This window comes from Paenibacillus sp. J31R30 (assembly GCF_059692115.1).
The window spans coordinates 172,857-188,556 of sequence record NZ_JCAUAV010000008.1 but is presented as its reverse complement, the minus strand read 5'-3'; the positions used below and the strand labels follow the sequence as shown (position 1 = coordinate 188,556).

At 45.3% G+C, this 15,700-nt stretch carries 12 protein-coding genes and 1 riboswitch; of the genes, 3 read left to right on the top strand and 9 right to left on the bottom strand.

The genetic code is table 11. The features are described 5' to 3' along the window. The first annotated feature begins 189 nt into the window (after window positions 1-189). Complete coding sequence (locus AC58QO_RS24020; protein WP_497269940.1) at window positions 190-798, top strand: hypothetical protein; 609 nt, start codon at window positions 190-192, stop codon at window positions 796-798. 103 nt (window positions 799-901) lie between these two features. On the opposite strand, the gene AC58QO_RS24015 is transcribed toward AC58QO_RS24020, so the two are convergent. Then, window positions 902-1,885 carry a glycoside hydrolase family 43 protein gene (locus tag AC58QO_RS24015; RefSeq protein WP_497269938.1) on the bottom strand — a complete coding sequence of 328 codons (984 nt, stop codon included), beginning with the start codon at window positions 1,883-1,885 and terminating at the stop codon, window positions 902-904. 232 nt (window positions 1,886-2,117) lie between these two features. Between AC58QO_RS24015 and AC58QO_RS24010 the strand changes: the two genes are divergently transcribed. Beyond that, window positions 2,118-3,398, top strand: coding sequence for an erythromycin esterase family protein (locus AC58QO_RS24010; RefSeq protein WP_497270034.1), 1,281 nt, complete (start codon window positions 2,118-2,120; stop codon window positions 3,396-3,398). 373 nt (window positions 3,399-3,771) lie between these two features. Here the strand turns inward: AC58QO_RS24010 and AC58QO_RS24005 are convergent, their stop codons facing one another. The 3 genes from AC58QO_RS24005 to AC58QO_RS23995 all read right to left on the bottom strand — a co-directional run bounded on the left by AC58QO_RS24005 (window position 3,772) and on the right by AC58QO_RS23995 (window position 8,683). Beyond that, window positions 3,772-4,239, bottom strand: coding sequence for a hypothetical protein (locus AC58QO_RS24005; RefSeq protein WP_497269936.1), 468 nt, complete (start codon window positions 4,237-4,239; stop codon window positions 3,772-3,774). 44 nt (window positions 4,240-4,283) lie between these two features. Next, on the bottom strand, window positions 4,284-6,179 hold the full coding sequence (locus AC58QO_RS24000; protein ID WP_497269934.1) for a methyl-accepting chemotaxis protein: 1,896 nt from the start codon (window positions 6,177-6,179) through the stop codon (window positions 4,284-4,286). 224 nt (window positions 6,180-6,403) lie between these two features. Next, a complete protein-coding gene (locus AC58QO_RS23995) occupies window positions 6,404-8,683 on the bottom strand; it encodes an S-layer homology domain-containing protein (protein ID WP_497269932.1) in 2,280 nt (759 codons plus the stop codon). Between the two features lie 518 nt (window positions 8,684-9,201). Here AC58QO_RS23995 and AC58QO_RS23990 point away from each other — a divergent pair. Continuing rightward, on the top strand, window positions 9,202-10,170 hold the full coding sequence (locus tag AC58QO_RS23990) for a cation diffusion facilitator family transporter (protein ID WP_497269930.1): 969 nt from the start codon (window positions 9,202-9,204) through the stop codon (window positions 10,168-10,170). A 98-nt stretch (window positions 10,171-10,268) separates the two neighbouring features. On the opposite strand, the gene AC58QO_RS23985 is transcribed toward AC58QO_RS23990, so the two are convergent. The 5 genes from AC58QO_RS23985 to sdhB all read right to left on the bottom strand — a co-directional run bounded on the left by AC58QO_RS23985 (window position 10,269) and on the right by sdhB (window position 15,698). Then, window positions 10,269-11,330, bottom strand: a complete 1,062-nt coding sequence (locus AC58QO_RS23985; protein WP_497269928.1) for a LacI family DNA-binding transcriptional regulator — start codon at window positions 11,328-11,330, stop codon at window positions 10,269-10,271. A gap of 146 nt (window positions 11,331-11,476) precedes the next feature. Next, the gene (locus AC58QO_RS23980; protein ID WP_497269927.1) at window positions 11,477-12,295 is read right to left on the bottom strand and encodes an ABC transporter ATP-binding protein; all 819 of its coding nucleotides are present in this window, start codon (window positions 12,293-12,295) and stop codon (window positions 11,477-11,479) included. Between the two features lie 2 nt (window positions 12,296-12,297). After that, window positions 12,298-13,116 (bottom strand): ABC transporter permease, encoded by an 819-nt coding sequence (locus AC58QO_RS23975; protein WP_497269925.1) that lies wholly within the window; start codon window positions 13,114-13,116, stop codon window positions 12,298-12,300. A gap of 22 nt (window positions 13,117-13,138) precedes the next feature. Then, window positions 13,139-14,158 (bottom strand): ABC transporter substrate-binding protein, encoded by a 1,020-nt coding sequence (locus AC58QO_RS23970; protein WP_497269923.1) that lies wholly within the window; start codon window positions 14,156-14,158, stop codon window positions 13,139-13,141. Window positions 14,159-14,223: 65 nt separating this feature from the next. After that, window positions 14,224-14,332, bottom strand: a riboswitch (guanidine-I (ykkC/yxkD leader). A gap of 601 nt (window positions 14,333-14,933) precedes the next feature. Continuing rightward, window positions 14,934-15,698 carry a succinate dehydrogenase iron-sulfur subunit gene (gene sdhB / locus AC58QO_RS23965; RefSeq protein ID WP_057313085.1) on the bottom strand — a complete coding sequence of 255 codons (765 nt, stop codon included), beginning with the start codon at window positions 15,696-15,698 and terminating at the stop codon, window positions 14,934-14,936. Window positions 15,699-15,700: the final 2 nt, after the last annotated feature.

The following is a 15,700-nucleotide window of genomic DNA, read 5'->3' as shown; positions in this document are numbered from 1 at the left end:
TTCGCAGCTCCTTTTTGTAAAAAGATTACCTAAAGAGTAGCATCATTCGCACGTGTTTGGCTTGGGCTTCCGTCTCAAAAACATGGGGAATCGTCCAGAAAAGTAGATGAAGATTTCACAGAACTTTCCCAGCCTCATCTTAACCGTTATAATAAATGGATACAATTGGAAAGATGGAGGTGCATGACGATGGCTTGGTCAGAACTGCAGAGGATTCCCAATGAATATAATGATGAAATGAAAATAATTGACGAGTCCCTTCTTCAATTATTAACCGAACGCAAATCGCTTGCAAAGGGCAGACGATTTTACCCTCAACAAGAAGTCCTACAAGATTGGTCAACCCGATTCGGTATTGAGATTCCACAAATCAACTGGCTGCTGAACAGTTTAAATGAAACGAACTACCCTGTCATGCCGACTGAGCTTGGCGATTTGGTGCATGTTTTGCCAATTATGAAGAAATCTGTCGTTGAAGGCTTTGAATATGCTTTGACACATGCCATGCAGCATCAAAACTGCAGCATTGTTTATGTAGAAATCAATCCCAACGATAACGACATCCATATCGGTCACGTTCGGCCCCAATTGTTATTAGATGTGATTGGTAATCATCCCTACAGTGTTCGTAGATATGGCTCTCATGGCGGTGGCGGGCGAACGCAAATCACTTACCTCATCACACCGAGCTTACCTGACTATATAGATGACGTACACTTCGCCTTAATACCTTATGCCAGCCCAATGGAAGCTCCGCCGAAAGAGATTATTTTGGATCAGGAAGTTCAATTTGATTAGTTAGGAAGAAACCCCCAATTCGATGTGATGAATCAGAATTGGGGGTTTTTCTATGCAGACAGCAGTGCTATAGTGCGGTTCGAGACTGGAACTGCCTTTTTAGTTACTCTTTATAAGGATCAATCGTTTGAATCGTACCATCTTCATTATAATTGAGCTCGGTATATTTCACGCAGCGCTTGTGATCAACGCCGTCAGACAAGGAGCTGTCATGGTAAAATAAATACCATTTATCCTCAAATTGGACGATGGAATGATGGGTAGTCCAACCGATAACTGGCTTAAGAATCGTGCCTTTGAAAACAAACGGGCCCGTCGGGCTCTTACTCATTGCATACACTAAGTAGTGCGTCGAACCAGTGGAGTAGGAAAGATAGTAGTAGCCATTGTATTTGTGCATCCACGGCCCTTCAAAGTATCTTCTATCCTCGTCTCCGGCAACTAACGGATTGCCCTCTTCATCGACAATCGAAATTTCTCGAGGCGCTTCCTTGAACGTCAACATATCCTCAGACAGTTCCGCCACTTGCGGTCCCAACGCAGGCTCGGATTCAGCAGGACCGGCAGCGTCCGCAATAAACGTACCCGTCTGCCATTTCTCTAACTGGCCTCCCCACAGGCCGCCGAAATACATATAAGCCTTGTCATCTTCATCCACAAACACAGCGGGGTCAATACTGAAACTGCCCGGAATATAATTTTCTTGCGGAGTGAAAGGTCCAGTCGGAGAGTAGCTTGTGGCTACCCCGATGCGAAAAATACCATCATGATCTCTTGCCGGGAAAAAAAGGTAGTACGTATTGTTCTTAAATGCGGCATCTGGAGCCCATAATTGCTGCTCGGCCCATGGAATATTTTTCAAGTGCAGCGCTTCACCGTGGTCGACACAAGGAGAATTAAAATCATCCATGGAAAGCACATGATAGTCCTCCATTTTATACTGATCACCATTATCATTGGAAGGTTCATCATGATCTAGATCGTGAGAAGGATAAATATAAATTTTTCCATTAAATACATGAGCGGAAGGATCGGCGGTAAAAATGTGCGTGACTAGCGGTTGTTTAGGCGTTACAGGTGTATTCATAGCCATTTTCTCCTTTAGATCGAGCTAATTAGTTTATTCATTGAACTTACTAACTTGATTATAGCAATGCAGCTATCTTACAAGCAAGTAAAAAATAGGGCAAGCTTTTGCGCTGCATCTCCACTCTCCCGTGTCATACGTGAACTGATTTGAAAATTTCCAATTTTATCTACGCTTTTTGTGCATACTACGTAAGAAAACTCATAAGGAATAGGAGTAAAATCAAGTGAATATGGATGGACTCATTGTGGAACAAATTAAGAAGCATGCTGTGCCCTTGAACAACTCCGATGATTTGGATGTTTTAATCGAAGCGATTGGCGATAAGAAGTACGTTTTACTTGGCGAGGCCACGCATGGTACTTCTGAATTTTATAAGCTGCGCATGGAATTAAGTCGAAAATTGATTGAAACGAAGGGATTCTCCTTTATTGCGGTTGAGGGAGATTGGCCTTCCTGCTACGAGGTTAACCGCTATGTGAAGCAGTATAAAGATGCGAAGCCAAACGCTCGTGCGGTTATGGAAACCTTCAATCGCTGGCCAACGTGGATGTGGGCGAATGAAGAAGTTGGGGAATTGATGGAATGGCTCCATCAACACAATGCAGATAAGAAAGTAGAGCAGCGAGTTGGTTTTTATGGGCTCGATGTCTATAGTTTATGGGAGTCTTTGGAAGAAATCGAACGCTACTTGCAAGAAAAAGGTACGCCTGAGCAGTTGGCTTTGGCCCGCAAAGCCTTTGAGTGCTTTGACTCCTATGAAAAGGAGGGGCAAAACTACGGCGTTTCCGCAGCTTTCTACGGCGAAAGCTGTAAGGATGATGTCGTGAAGCTGCTGAAGGAGCTTCACGCACAACGCGTTCGATACGACGAGGACAGCGAAGCTGCCCTTAGTGCTGAATTGAACGCGCTTGCTGCTGTGAATGCTGAGGATTATTACAGCACCATGGTCAGACACGACGCGGAATCGTGGAACGTCCGCGACCGACACATGGTCGAGGCGCTGCGCCGCCTCGCCGACTACCACGGCCCAGACGCCAAAGTCATCGTCTGGGAGCACAACACGCACATCGGCGATGCGCGTGCAACGGATATGCTGGCCGACGGCATGGTCAACGTCGGCCAGCTTGTGCGCGAAGCGCACGGCGAAGCCAATGTGTTCGCCATCGGCTTCGGCACCTACCGCGGCACCGTCATTGCCGCGAAAGCTTGGGGCGCGCCGATGGCGACGATGCAAGTGCCCGCTGCCAAGCAGGGCAGCTGGGAAGAGCTCATGCATCGCGCTGGCGCGCATGATCAGATCCTCCTGCTTCGCCAGGAGGATCCGCTGCTCGGGCACGAGGTGCTGGGGCACCGTGCCATCGGTGTTGTGTACCGCCCCACTGCGGAGCGAGGGAACTATGTTCCCTCGGTGATGGCTCGGCGGTACGATGCTTTCGTGCACGTGGACGAGAGCCAGGCGCTTCGTCCATTAACGATGAGAAAAACTTCTATCGAAGTCCTTCGAGGATGAAGCTGCCGCTATTCTCCCCCACAAAGTGAAGATAAGCTTCGAAGTAAATTCTGTCCGCAACGAGTGGTAACTCGATCGGCGTCTAAACTTCCCAACCAGCATACTCTCCCTCTACTGAGAAATGCAAAAGTGCAACTTTTCTCTATCAAATACAAGATATCAGTTAAAATTAATGCGAAAAGGCATCAATTTCTGTATGTTCAGCTCTGTTTAGACCTTTCCGACCCGAAAAGATGCCTTTTTGCATGTATTTAAATAGTTAAAGAGAATTCCCCTGAAAAGGATGCTCTTTTGCATTTTTGCCACCTGTGAACATAATGAAGGGGTAAGCTACGCTTACCCCTTAAACTTATATCCCTATATATGGTTGTTTTTAGAAGTTCAACGGCGTCATCGAAAGTTGGATTTCACCGGTTTTCACACTCAAGGCAACTGACCGGCTGAAATGTCCTCCGACTTCGGAGATTCTCGGCCTCATATTCAAACTTCGAAGCATATTATGCACTTGTTCGAGGTTCCTGCTGCCGATTTGAAAGGAATCTCCCTTCCGTGAATTCGCTCCACCGTACAGGTGAATACGGAGATTTTCTTTCAGACATCCGTACTTCTCCACCATTTTACGGATTAATAGAGGAACGCCTGTCGTAGCGAAATGACCAGGTCGCGTGCTTACATCCTTCTCCGAATATGGCGCAGGCAGTACGATATGAATCAGCCCTGCGACTTTTTTTATCGGACAATAGACAGCTACAGCTACACAGGATGAGAGACTGTAAGTAACGATCGTATCCGTTTCATCGTTCGAACACACCCATTCTCCAAGTCCAACTAATCTATTCATCGTCCCACTCCTTTTAACAATACATTATGATCGTTTTATTCATTTCACTTATATTTGAATATTTCTACCGCACCGTGTAATTTCTCAGCGAGAGATGACAGCTCTTGTGAAGCTGCTGCCGTTTCTTCTGATGCAGCTGCGGCTTGCTCGCTAATCGACGCAACGGACTCAATCGTATACAACACTTCCGAAGCTTTGGTGGATTGCTCTATGCTCGATCCTGCAATTTCGCTAACTTTATTCGATGTTTCATCCACTTTTAACACAATGCTATCGAAGGAATGCCGCGTTTGTGCAAATTGTAACACTCCGTCACTGACAGCTCGAACGCATTTCGAGGTACTCGCCTGCATCCCATTAATAATACCTTCAATCTGTTTCGTCGCTTCACCGCTTCGTTCAGCCAATTTGCGCACTTCATCAGCTACAACCGCGAATCCACGCCCTTGCTCGCCTGCTCGAGCCGCTTCAATCGCTGCATTCAATGCTAGTAAATTGGTTTGCTCCGCAATATCATTAATAACCTCAATAATGGCTCCAATTTGCTTTGAATCGTTTTCTAGCAACGTCATTTGCTGATTCACTTGTTCCATTTTATCAATCGACTGGTTAATAATCCCTGTGCCTTCCTTCGCGATGCTCACCGCTTCTTGCGTGAGGTCCTTGGCATCCTCTGCACTGGAAGCAACCTGCTGAATGGCATATTCCAGACTCTCGAACAAGTCTGTCATCTTACGCGCGCGATCCGCCTGATCTACGCTTCCTTTAGCGACTTCATCTGTGCTTGCTGTAATTTCCTCGGCGGATGAAGCCACACTTTCCGAAGCCAAATGTACTTGCTTAATCGTATCGGAAAGCGAATCCAACATGTCATTCATATGCTCAGCGAGCAAACCAAGTTCGTCCTTGGATGTCAATTCAATTCGAGGTCTCAAATCACCTTGAGCAAGCTCTTTCACGATACTAGTGATATACACAATAGGACGAGTCATACGATTAGCAAAAAAGTAAGTCGCGACTAGCGCCAATAAGGTGACGATCACGGCCGTAAGCACGGTCGTTTGCATCATTTTAGTGATTGGTGACAAAAGCTCTTTCTCCGGCACCGACAGCTGGATAACGAAGTGATTTCTCGTCGAGCTGGAGTATCCGATTTTCTTAATACCATTATATGTATAGGAATAGCTCGTATCTTTGCCATTTTTAGAAGACTCGAACGCGCTTATGACCTCAGGGATATTAATATCATAAACTGTCTTTTTCATAACTAATGCAGGGTCAGGATGATTAACGACCGTTCCCTTGCTGTCCATCAGAATGGCGTATCCGGTGTCGCCGATTTTCGCTTCACTCACACTTTTCGTCGCCGCACTAATCTCAGCACCCGCAGCGTAAAAGCCGAACGGCTTGCCATCTTTCATCAACGGAACCGCAAAAGTGATAATCAGCTTCGTCGGATCATTCGTAGACGGAACTGGGTCACCAATGACCGATTTCCCTTCCGCAATTGACTTGATGTACGGGCGTGTGGATGCATCCAACTTTATCCCGGTATTGGTTACTGCATTTTTACCAGTTACATCAAGTGAATAAGCCAAGCCTGTAAATTCAGGATTTTCCTTTGAAAATGAAACGGCGAACTGGTGCTGTTCCTGCGCATCTGTATCGAGCCCCTTCCCGAAACTCGCAGCAGCTTCAAGCTTAGCAAGCTTCTTCTGCAGCTCTTCATCCATTTTGGCCGCTACAATATCTGTTTTAAGTGCAATTTCCTTCGTGATTTGCTCTTGAAACATCGAAGAATTTGGTATAAATAACGCGATCGACATAGACACGACGATAACAACTGCGATGAGCAGTGTTGTCATGGTGAACCGTGTAGCTAGCTTTCGAAAAGTAAAGAGTTGTAACATCCTATTGGTCAATTTCATTTGTTTTCGCATCCCTTTGTGGGACCCCCTTAAAAATGTGGATAGTAGTCTTTCCTACTATGGAATCATACACGTCAAATATTAGATCCATACAAGAAAATGATTAATCTTTCCATGAGGTCGCTAATAAATTGCTAATATTTTCTGTAAAATCGGTACCATCCGCGCTGAAGTTTCCAACTTTCCCCTCCTGCCCCTAAAATAACTAAAAGAGGAGCCATAGGCTCCTCTTTTAGTTATTTGTATTTTATTTCATTAAGCATTGTTTTAATTTGTTGATTGAGATTAAGTGTGTTAAGGATCACCGTTAGTGCTTCCGCTCTTGTCGAAGGAGCTTCTGGATCAAATTTGTCTGCATCTCTACCAGTAATGATACCCGATTTTAAAGCATCCGTAATTTGCTCAGAAGCAAAAGATTGTCCAATATCCGAGTACGATCCCACTTGTGCATTTTTTTGAACGTTTTGCATATTCACAATGCGACTAATAATGGCTACCATTTCAGCTCTCGTAATGAACTGATTGGGGCGAAACTCCTCGCCGTATCCGTTCAACACACCTGCGCTTGCCAGCTTCTCAATTGTAGCTTTCGCCCAATGAGCACTGATATCATTCAACACAACCTGTTCTTTGTCTCCATTACTGATATTAAATATACGATTAATGAGGGTTGCAAATTCCGCTCGAGTTACTTGACCATCTGGTTTAAAGCTCCCATCCGCATATCCATCAACAATCTTTAACTTAACAAAAAGATCAATAGATTTCTTTGCCCAGTGTGAATTTGTATCTGAAAATGAGACTGTAGTGTCATGGCTGTTAGACTCATCGAGTCTAGACTTAATATTACTTACAACACTTAAATCCGTTTTAACAATATCACTGTTGAAAACATCTGGTAATGAAGCAGGAGGTGACACCGGCACAGTTGGTGTGGAAGGAATTGATGGTGTGTCGTCACCGTTTCTTGTAACTGTAACGGAAATGCTAATAGACCGACCTTCCAATGTACCATTAATCGTCGCTACACCTGCCGTTAATCCGGAAATAACGCCTTGATTAGATATTCTAGCCACTAGTGGGTAACTTGAGCTCCAAGTTAACTGTCTGGTTACATCTAATGTACTGCTATCTGAATAAGTCGCTGTTACGACCGTCGAAGCAGTAGAACCTGCTAGCAAATTAAAATTGCTGGGATTCGCTGTTAGTGAAGTAATCGCCCTTAATGTGGAAGCAGAAACATTGACGCCAGAAGACTCCGTGTTGAATTCATCCAGCACGACGATTTTATAGTCGTAAGTGGTGCTAGGAGTTAATCCATCAATCGTATATGTGTTTGAAGTAATGGTAGTAATGACTTCATCATTACCATTAACAATTTTTATCCCGTTTATCGCCACCGCGGGATTTTGCCATAACAAAGTAATGCTGGATGGTGTTGACGAGTACGTTGCATTGGTAACGTTAGGTACTACTGTAATCGTAGCAACGACATGAACTAATATTGTTGTCGAATCTGTAATTCCAGACTTGTTTATATTTATTAGAACGTTTCCTGATTCATCTGGTCTTGAATAGTTGATTGTACCATTATTCAATACATGCGAATTGGATGACACCAAAGAGAAAGTGACACCGGTGTCTGTCATTCCTGGTAATCCATTCAAGTAAGTTATTAAATTGGAATATGTGCTTTCTGTAACCGTTACACTGTCAGGTATCAATGTCTTCGCTAATGCAATGTAATCTGCTGGAAAACTGTGCTTTTTGATCATTTGAGGAGAAGATAAACGGGAAATATAATGAGTGCCATCCGGGAGAAATACGATCCCATATGAAGATCCCCCTGAGGCACCTTCGTTTATAATTTTATTTGGGTCATTAGCTGCCATTGAAGCCAGATCAGCTTGATTCACTTTGTATATATTTGAACTTGTATAGTTGAAGTGAAGATTGCCCGCTGTATCGAAGTTAAGTCCATAGGGGTCTGAACTCAAATTAGTTACTACTGGAACAGCACTGCCTGTGACAATCTTATAAATCGAATCTGCGCCAGCAGACGAAAAGTACAATACATCACTAGCATCAAATGCAAGTCCATACAAATAATTATTAGTTCCTGTATAGTAAGTTGTTTTGAAACTTGTTACATTGGCTGCGGTCAAGGGTAAAGTTGTCAGGTTCGATGCTTGAATTTTATAAATGTTCAAGTCACTGTCCCTTGTATAGAACAAATCTCCTTGACTGTTAATGGCCACTGACATAACGCTCGAAATAGCATTAGCTTCCACTACGTCACTCACAATACCTGTAGAGGTAGAAATTCTTGATATCTTTCCGCCTCCCCTTTGAGCTACATAAATAAAACCATCATGATATGCCAATCCTCTCGGGTCACTAATATTCACTTGATCTGGTAATCCGGAAGGAACTGTTGCGTGCGCTGCTGGAAGTGTGAAAGTAGTAACCAAAAAAACGAACATTAAAAAAAAGATCATCAATTTCTTTTGTTGCATAATGCGGTAAATGCCTCCTTGAGTTTAGATGTGTATTTCGTAATGTCTATATTACTGAAATTCGACAAGATTTGGCAAAATCCTTCTCAAAATAACCTAGAAATTAGACTTTTTCGACTATGATAGAGCACAAAACAGTGTCTTTAGAACTATTTTATTTAGATTCGAAAAGTGGGAGTACTCAGTAAACTTGGCACTGGCACACAGCATAGGCAATTCGCCAAATCCTACATCTGGCAAACCCTTATGTATCAAGCATTCCTCCCCAAACACACAAAAAAAGGAACCCAGCCAACGGGGCCAGGTTCTAAATGTTTATATTAAAAAGGGGGTCTTGTTTATTATATTACCAAGTGAACATTATGGAACCATAACAGGAATATTTCATTTCTGTTACAAATTAGAAAACGCTTTATTTATTAACTAAATTCCTCCCACAAATTCAGTTGCACCTTTCACCCATGTGGCATATACTAAATATATACTAATTAGAATTATTCTAAATAAGGAGGAACCCTATGAGCGTCGAGTATGACTATCATCATCTCCACCACGTGAAAGAACAAAGTAAGTCAAGAAAAACCCTATGGGTCACCCTCATTTTAACTGCATTTTTCACCATTGTTGAAATTGTCGGTGGGGTGCTCTCGAATTCCCTGGCTCTTTTATCCGATTCTGCCCATATGATTTCAGATGTATTTGCGTTAGGTCTGAGCATGGTTGCCTTGCAGCTTGCGACGCGTCAGCCCAATGCCCGCTTCACTTTTGGATTCCTGCGATTTGAGATTGTCGCATCTTTTTTGAACGGATTGGCGCTTTGTATCATCGCGTTGGGCATTTTTATCGAAGGCATCCAGCGTGTCATTCACCCTCAGCCCATTCAATTGGGACTTATGCTGGGCATTGCTTCGATCGGTTTCGTTGTTAACCTCGTGCTCACGTTGGTACTCCATAACAGCGTCAAGGAGGAAGACAATCTGAATGTGCAAAGCGCGCTCTGGCATTTTTTTGGCGACTTGCTCAGCTCGGTAGGTGTCATCATTTCATCAATTGTCATTTACTATTCAGGCCTGCTCTGGTTCGATCCGCTGATATCGATGGTAATTGGGGGCATTATTTTTACAGGTGGAGGCAAAATCATTCGAGAATCCTTCATGATCCTGATGGAATCCGTCCCCGAAAAGTTTAATCTAGACGAAATCCGCACTGTGATCGCGAAGGTAGAAGGTGTGGAGGATGTGCATGAGATGCATCTCTGGGCGGTTTCAACCGACCACTACTCACTGACCGCACACGTGTTTATTAGCCCTAACATTCAGCCTTTCTGTGTCATACTCGCGATCAATGAGACGTTGAAAAGCAAGTACGGGATCGAACATGCCACGATTCAAATCGAGCACGCCGGCATAAATCCACATGGCGAATATGGGAAGGACTTTCTGCGACAGCAAAAGCAAATGAAACAACAAAGCCACACAGGCGCCTGAAACTTGGCTCACCACTACCTGCTTCCTTCTCTCTGTCCCCTTTCCCCAAATACCAAATAAAAACGGTTGATCACTGCTCCCCAAGTGATCAACCGTTTTTATTCATTTTGCGTCGATTTCCGCACTACCATTTCCATATCAATGAGCAGCTCATGCCCCTTCATCTCTGCCAAATACGAATCAAGCAGCTTCTCGCTCTCCTCATCCAGCGCCTCCCCCATCTGCCGCATTAAGAAAGCCGCGACCAGACTCGTTTGCAGCTCGACTGGCATCTCGAAGCTCGTAATGGAAGGAAAGCTCGCTTTCGCAAAATGCTCATTATCCATACCAATAAGCTGTACGTCCTCGGGAACGCTAATACCGCGCTCATGACACTCGGCAATCAATTCCAACGCTAACGCGTCATTGAACGTGTAAATACCTAAAGGCCGCAAGTCACCGCTCACGCGCAGCGCCTCATCCAAAGTGCCAGCCACGCCCAGCTCTCCGGCGTCCAAAAGCGCATGCACCATTGTCTCCGTCTTATCGCCTAGCCCCGCTAGAAAACCATCGATCCGCTGCTCATTCGCGCCCATCCCTTTACGTCTTCCCGCATAGAAGACTGCTTGGCAGCCATGCGACATGAAATACTGCACAGCTTCACTCGACGCCTTGGCAAAATCCAAATTCACCGCCAGCTTCGCAATCTCACTCGGCCATCCCCAGCCATTAAAGATAACAAGCGGTGTCCCCTCACCTACCAACTGCTGGGTAGAGTGTATACTCATAGCCAAGCCATGAGACACCAATCCGTCCACCCGACGTTGCAACAAGTGCTCAATATGCCGAATCTCAACTTCAGGATCCATACCCGCCGCTGAAAATACCGATAAATGATAGCCATAGCTATGAAACTTCTGTTCCAGCTTCTCGGCAAATCTGCCATAATACCCGCCAAAATGCGGGAGAATCAGTCCCAATTCGTTCGACCGACGTCGACTTAAATTCGTCGCCATGACGTTGCGGCGATAACCTAACCGCACAACCGCTTCATCCACTTTACGAATGGTCTCCGGTGACATCGGAACCTTCCTACGGTTAATCACATTCGACACCGTCGCAATGGACACACCTGCCTCAGAAGCAACATCGACGATGGTAGCTTGTTTGTTTTTTTTCATCCCATGCCCTCATTCTTGAAATGCTTAAACTCATTGTAGCTAGAAGCCTGTTACTCGTCAAATTCCAGCCTTCTTAGCACCCACACCCCAACAACTCAAAAAAAACACCACTAGCAGATCACTCTGCTAATGGTGTCCTTATCCCCTTACTCGTCATGATGCCCAATCAACGAAATGATCTGCTTCTTCAGCTTTACGAAAGCTTCCGAATCCTTCACATCTTCCACCTGCCGCAGCCCGCGCGGTATAACAATCTCACTGCGGATCGTGCCTGGATGCGCCTGCATCACATACACCCGCTGTGAGAGGAAGATCGCTTCCTCAATGTCATGGGTAATGAAGACAACAGTGGTCTTTTCCTTTTCCCAAATGCGCAGCAGCAATTCCTGCATGGAATTTTTCGTTTGTGGATCAAGTGCGCCGAACGGTTCATCCATCAGCAGCACATCCGGATTATTCGCTAAGGCACGCGCGATCGCAACACGCTGCTTCATCCCGCCGGAAAGCTCCTTCGGCAGTGACTTAGCGAATTTATGCAAACCGACAAGCTCCATGAAGTGATCGGATATGGCTCTCTTTTCGAACAGTGGAACTCCCTTCAGCGTCAAGCCGAATTCGATATTCTCGCGCACGGTTAACCATGGGAACAACGTATAGCTCTGGAAGACCATGCCTCTGTCGGCACCAGGACCATCAATTTTATGACCATTAATACTCAAATCCCCCATCGTCAATGGCTCTAAGCCAGCAATGATACGTAATAAGGACGACTTCCCGCAGCCCGAAGGACCTACAAAGCTAACAAACTCATGCGCATCAACGTGAAAGGATACACGATCCAAAGCTACGAATTGCGATTTCTTCGTACTATACACCTTGGTAACATCGACCGCATCGATTTTACGCACGGTCACACTATTTTCGCTAGAGGGCACGCTGTTATAATCCAAGTTCAATGCTTCCATATCTAACGCCCTCCTTCCAGCCATGGGAAAAACCGCTTATGACAATAAGCAAACGTACGATCCGTCAGTAAGCCGAGTAAACCAATCGCGATGATACCTACAAATATTTGATCTGTATTGAGGAAACGCTGCGCCTTCATAATGGAGAATCCAAGCCCACTGCTTGCCGCTACCAGCTCCGCTACAACCAAATACGTCCATGCCCACCCAATGATTAAACGCAGTGTGTTCATCAAATCAGGCAGCAATGCGGGAATAAGTACCTTTTCAATCACTTGCCACCGTTTCGCACCGAGCGTATATGAGGTTTGCAGCAAGTCATTGGATACCGACCGCGTATTGTCTGCAACCATCAGCATCAGCTGGAAGAAACACCCTAAGAAGATAACGAGAACCTTTGCCCATTCGCCAATTCCCGCCCAAACCATGATCAAAGGAATGAACGCTGTCGCAGGCATATATCGAATGAATTCTGTAGGAGGTACAAGCAGCGCCTCTGCAAAACGGTACGTACCCGCCAAGATCCCCAGTGGGATCCCGATTAAGCAAGCGAGTAAGAATCCGCCTCCGACGCGGAAAATACTGATCCAAACATTTTCCCAGAACACAGGGTTCTGGAGTTGAATCCCAAACTGCCGCAGCACTTGATCCGGTGTTGGAAGGAAGGTGCGATTTACGAACTCGCCGTAACTCATTATGCTCCAGAATAACAACACGATCGCAACGATCAGCACGACGCCAGACATATAGGATTTGCGGCTAATATCACCTCGTATGGCAAATAATGTTGACTTGCGTCTTTTTTTCATCAGCGTTTCCATCTGCAGACCTCCTGTTCAGCCTTTATTTCTTGCGTTCCTTCATGACTTCCTCTACGAAGTGGCCATCCAGGAAGGTTTCCGCTTTCGGTATGGTGGTCAGCATATCCAAACCTTTTAAGAATTCAGCTGTTTTCCCAGAAGTAAAGGCAAGTGACTCGTAGGAATCCGCTTTGGCAAAAGCTTTGATATTATCTTCTAATTGGAAAATCTTCACGCTGTCCACACCAGCTTTATATTCATCGACCGGCGTCTCAGCCGCTTTAGCCATAATTTTCAGAGACTCCTCTGGGTTCGCTTTCCAGTAGTCCAAAGCATCGAACCAAGCGTTAATGATTTTTTTCACGTCATCTGGGCGATTTTTCGTAATTTCTTCTTTAAACACGAGCAAATCTGGAATCAATCCCGGTGTATCCTTGGATGAGAATAACAACTTTCCTTTGCCCTCTTGAATCGCCTTGCTTAGGAAAGGTTCCCATAATACCGCAGCATCCAGGTTACCGGAGATGAACGCCGGCCCAGCATCATTCACCGTCATATTTGTATAGGAGACGTCTTTTTCGGCTAATCCTGCTTTTTCAAGAGCTGTCAGCATGAGAAGATGATCGACTGTTCCAAGCTCTGTTGCTACTTTCTTGCCTTTCAAATCTTTCAAAGAATTAATACTTGGCTTCACGACAACGCCGTCGCCGCCATTGGAGTTATCATTGACCAGCACGGCTTTGAGCTTAATGCCTTTACTTGCCGGAGCCAGCGTATCACTGAGGGTTTGGCTGTTTGCATCCACTTTACCTGAAGCGAGTGCGGATAAGGAGTCACTGTACACGGGGAACCAGACCAGCTCTACGTTCACACCATTTTTCTCAAAGAAGCCCTTTTCCTTCACAAGGTACCACACGAACCAGCCCGGCCATGGACTTAGTGCCAATTTGATCGGCTCATTGCTGCCTCCTGATTTCGTACTTGCCTCTTTACTCCCACAACCACTGATAACTGTAAAAGTTAATAATAGCGCCAACATCAGAAAAATTGATTTTTGTCTCATACCCCGAACTCCCTCTCTGTTTAAAATGATTAGGAAAAAGCCCGGAATGATATCATATCCTGATATCCTCCCGGGCTTTTATCCCTCCGTGTGCACGATGAAGCTCATCGTGTGTCTTCTCTTGGACCTGACTAACAGCCTTCATTCTGTTACGGAACCCTAGAAAACAAGTTTGCTATGCGGTTGTCACTTCGTTGTCTTACTTTTGTCTATATCATACTTAGATTGTTCGCTCATGTCAATATATATAACACAAATAAATAATAGGTTGTCAAAATGAGATAATACGTAATATTATATAACATATAAGGCAGTTAAACGGAGGTGTCGCGATGTATTCGATTCATTTCCACATTCACATGTTAGATAATAAGCACAAACAACCTGCCGCGGCAATCGTGCCACTCGATTTATCTTCACCACTTTACGCGGATCTCCTTACATCCAATCCATCTTCCCAGCACCCTCACTTGATTTCCCCTATAAATGAGCATGATGCATCTGAACCCATTCACTGCCCCGCAGCTCACTAACCTCTACGCATATTGAAGACGACCTGAGACTCTGGCTCAGGTCATTTTGTTGTTCCGAGACTTACAGCTCGGAGGGGAGATAAGCGCAGGATTGCCGCTTTGGGAGGGAATAAGAACTCCGCGAGTTCCTATTTGCTGCTTTTCACCGCTTCCCGCTCGCCGCGCGGCCCCAGCCAGCGCCAATAAAAAAAGCCTAGCACCCCAAAGGGGGCCAGGCTTATCTTTCTATCTGTCAGCGTTGCTTACACGCCTAACCATTTCTTGAACAAGTGCTTCGTCGTATCTGCATTCAATGCCGCGATGGACGTCGTAAGCGGAATACCCTTCGGACAGGAGCGTACGCAGTTCTGCGAGTTCCCACAGCCTTCGATACCGCCGTCTGTCATCAGCGTATCCAAACGCTCGTCTTTATTCATCTCACCTGTCGGGTGAGCATTGAATAGACGAACTTGGGACAACGCGGAAGGTCCGATAAACGAGTTCTTGTCGTTTACGTTCGGACAAGCTTCCAAACACACGCCGCATGTCATACATTTGGACAACTCATAAGCCCATTGACGCTTCGACTCAGCCATACGCGGTCCAGGACCAAGATCGTAGGTTCCATCGATTGGAACCCATGCTTTAACCTTTTTCAACGCGTTGAACATGCGTCCACGATCAATAACAAGGTCACGCATAACTGGGAATGTGCTCATTGGTGCTACACGAATCGGCTGCTCTAGCTTATCTACAAGTGCAGAACAAGCTTGACGCGGCTTCCCGTTAATGACCATTGAACAAGCGCCGCATACTTCTTCCAGACAGTTGGATTCCCAACATACTGGTGTTGTTTTGTCGCCATTCGCATTCTTCGGGTTACGTTGAACTTCCATCAAACCGCTGATTACGTTCATGTTCGCGCGGTAAGGGATTTCGAACTCCTCCGTATACGGTTTAGAATCCGGACTCTCTTGACGAGTCACGATAAACTTCACGGTTTTCGTTGCGCTTAGTGTCTCCGCCATGA

Excerpts from the sequence above, each read along its gene's own strand:
- AC58QO_RS24020 (WP_497269940.1), top strand. The coding sequence starts at position 190 with ATGGCTTGGTCAGAACTGCAGAGGATTCCCAATGAATATAATGATGAA.
- AC58QO_RS24015 (WP_497269938.1), bottom strand. The coding sequence starts at position 1,885 with ATGAATACACCTGTAACGCCTAAACAACCGCTAGTCACGCACATTTTT.
- AC58QO_RS24010 (WP_497270034.1), top strand. The coding sequence starts at position 2,118 with ATGGATGGACTCATTGTGGAACAAATTAAGAAGCATGCTGTGCCCTTG.
- AC58QO_RS24005 (WP_497269936.1), bottom strand. The coding sequence starts at position 4,239 with ATGAATAGATTAGTTGGACTTGGAGAATGGGTGTGTTCGAACGATGAA.
- AC58QO_RS24000 (WP_497269934.1), bottom strand. The coding sequence starts at position 6,179 with ATGCGAAAACAAATGAAATTGACCAATAGGATGTTACAACTCTTTACT.
- AC58QO_RS23995 (WP_497269932.1), bottom strand. The coding sequence starts at position 8,683 with ATGCAACAAAAGAAATTGATGATCTTTTTTTTAATGTTCGTTTTTTTG.
- AC58QO_RS23990 (WP_497269930.1), top strand. The coding sequence starts at position 9,202 with ATGAGCGTCGAGTATGACTATCATCATCTCCACCACGTGAAAGAACAA.
- AC58QO_RS23985 (WP_497269928.1), bottom strand. The coding sequence starts at position 11,330 with ATGAAAAAAAACAAACAAGCTACCATCGTCGATGTTGCTTCTGAGGCA.
- AC58QO_RS23980 (WP_497269927.1), bottom strand. The coding sequence starts at position 12,295 with ATGGAAGCATTGAACTTGGATTATAACAGCGTGCCCTCTAGCGAAAAT.
- AC58QO_RS23975 (WP_497269925.1), bottom strand. The coding sequence starts at position 13,116 with ATGGAAACGCTGATGAAAAAAAGACGCAAGTCAACATTATTTGCCATA.
- AC58QO_RS23970 (WP_497269923.1), bottom strand. The coding sequence starts at position 14,158 with ATGAGACAAAAATCAATTTTTCTGATGTTGGCGCTATTATTAACTTTT.
- sdhB (WP_057313085.1), bottom strand. The coding sequence starts at position 15,698 with ATGGCGGAGACACTAAGCGCAACGAAAACCGTGAAGTTTATCGTGACT.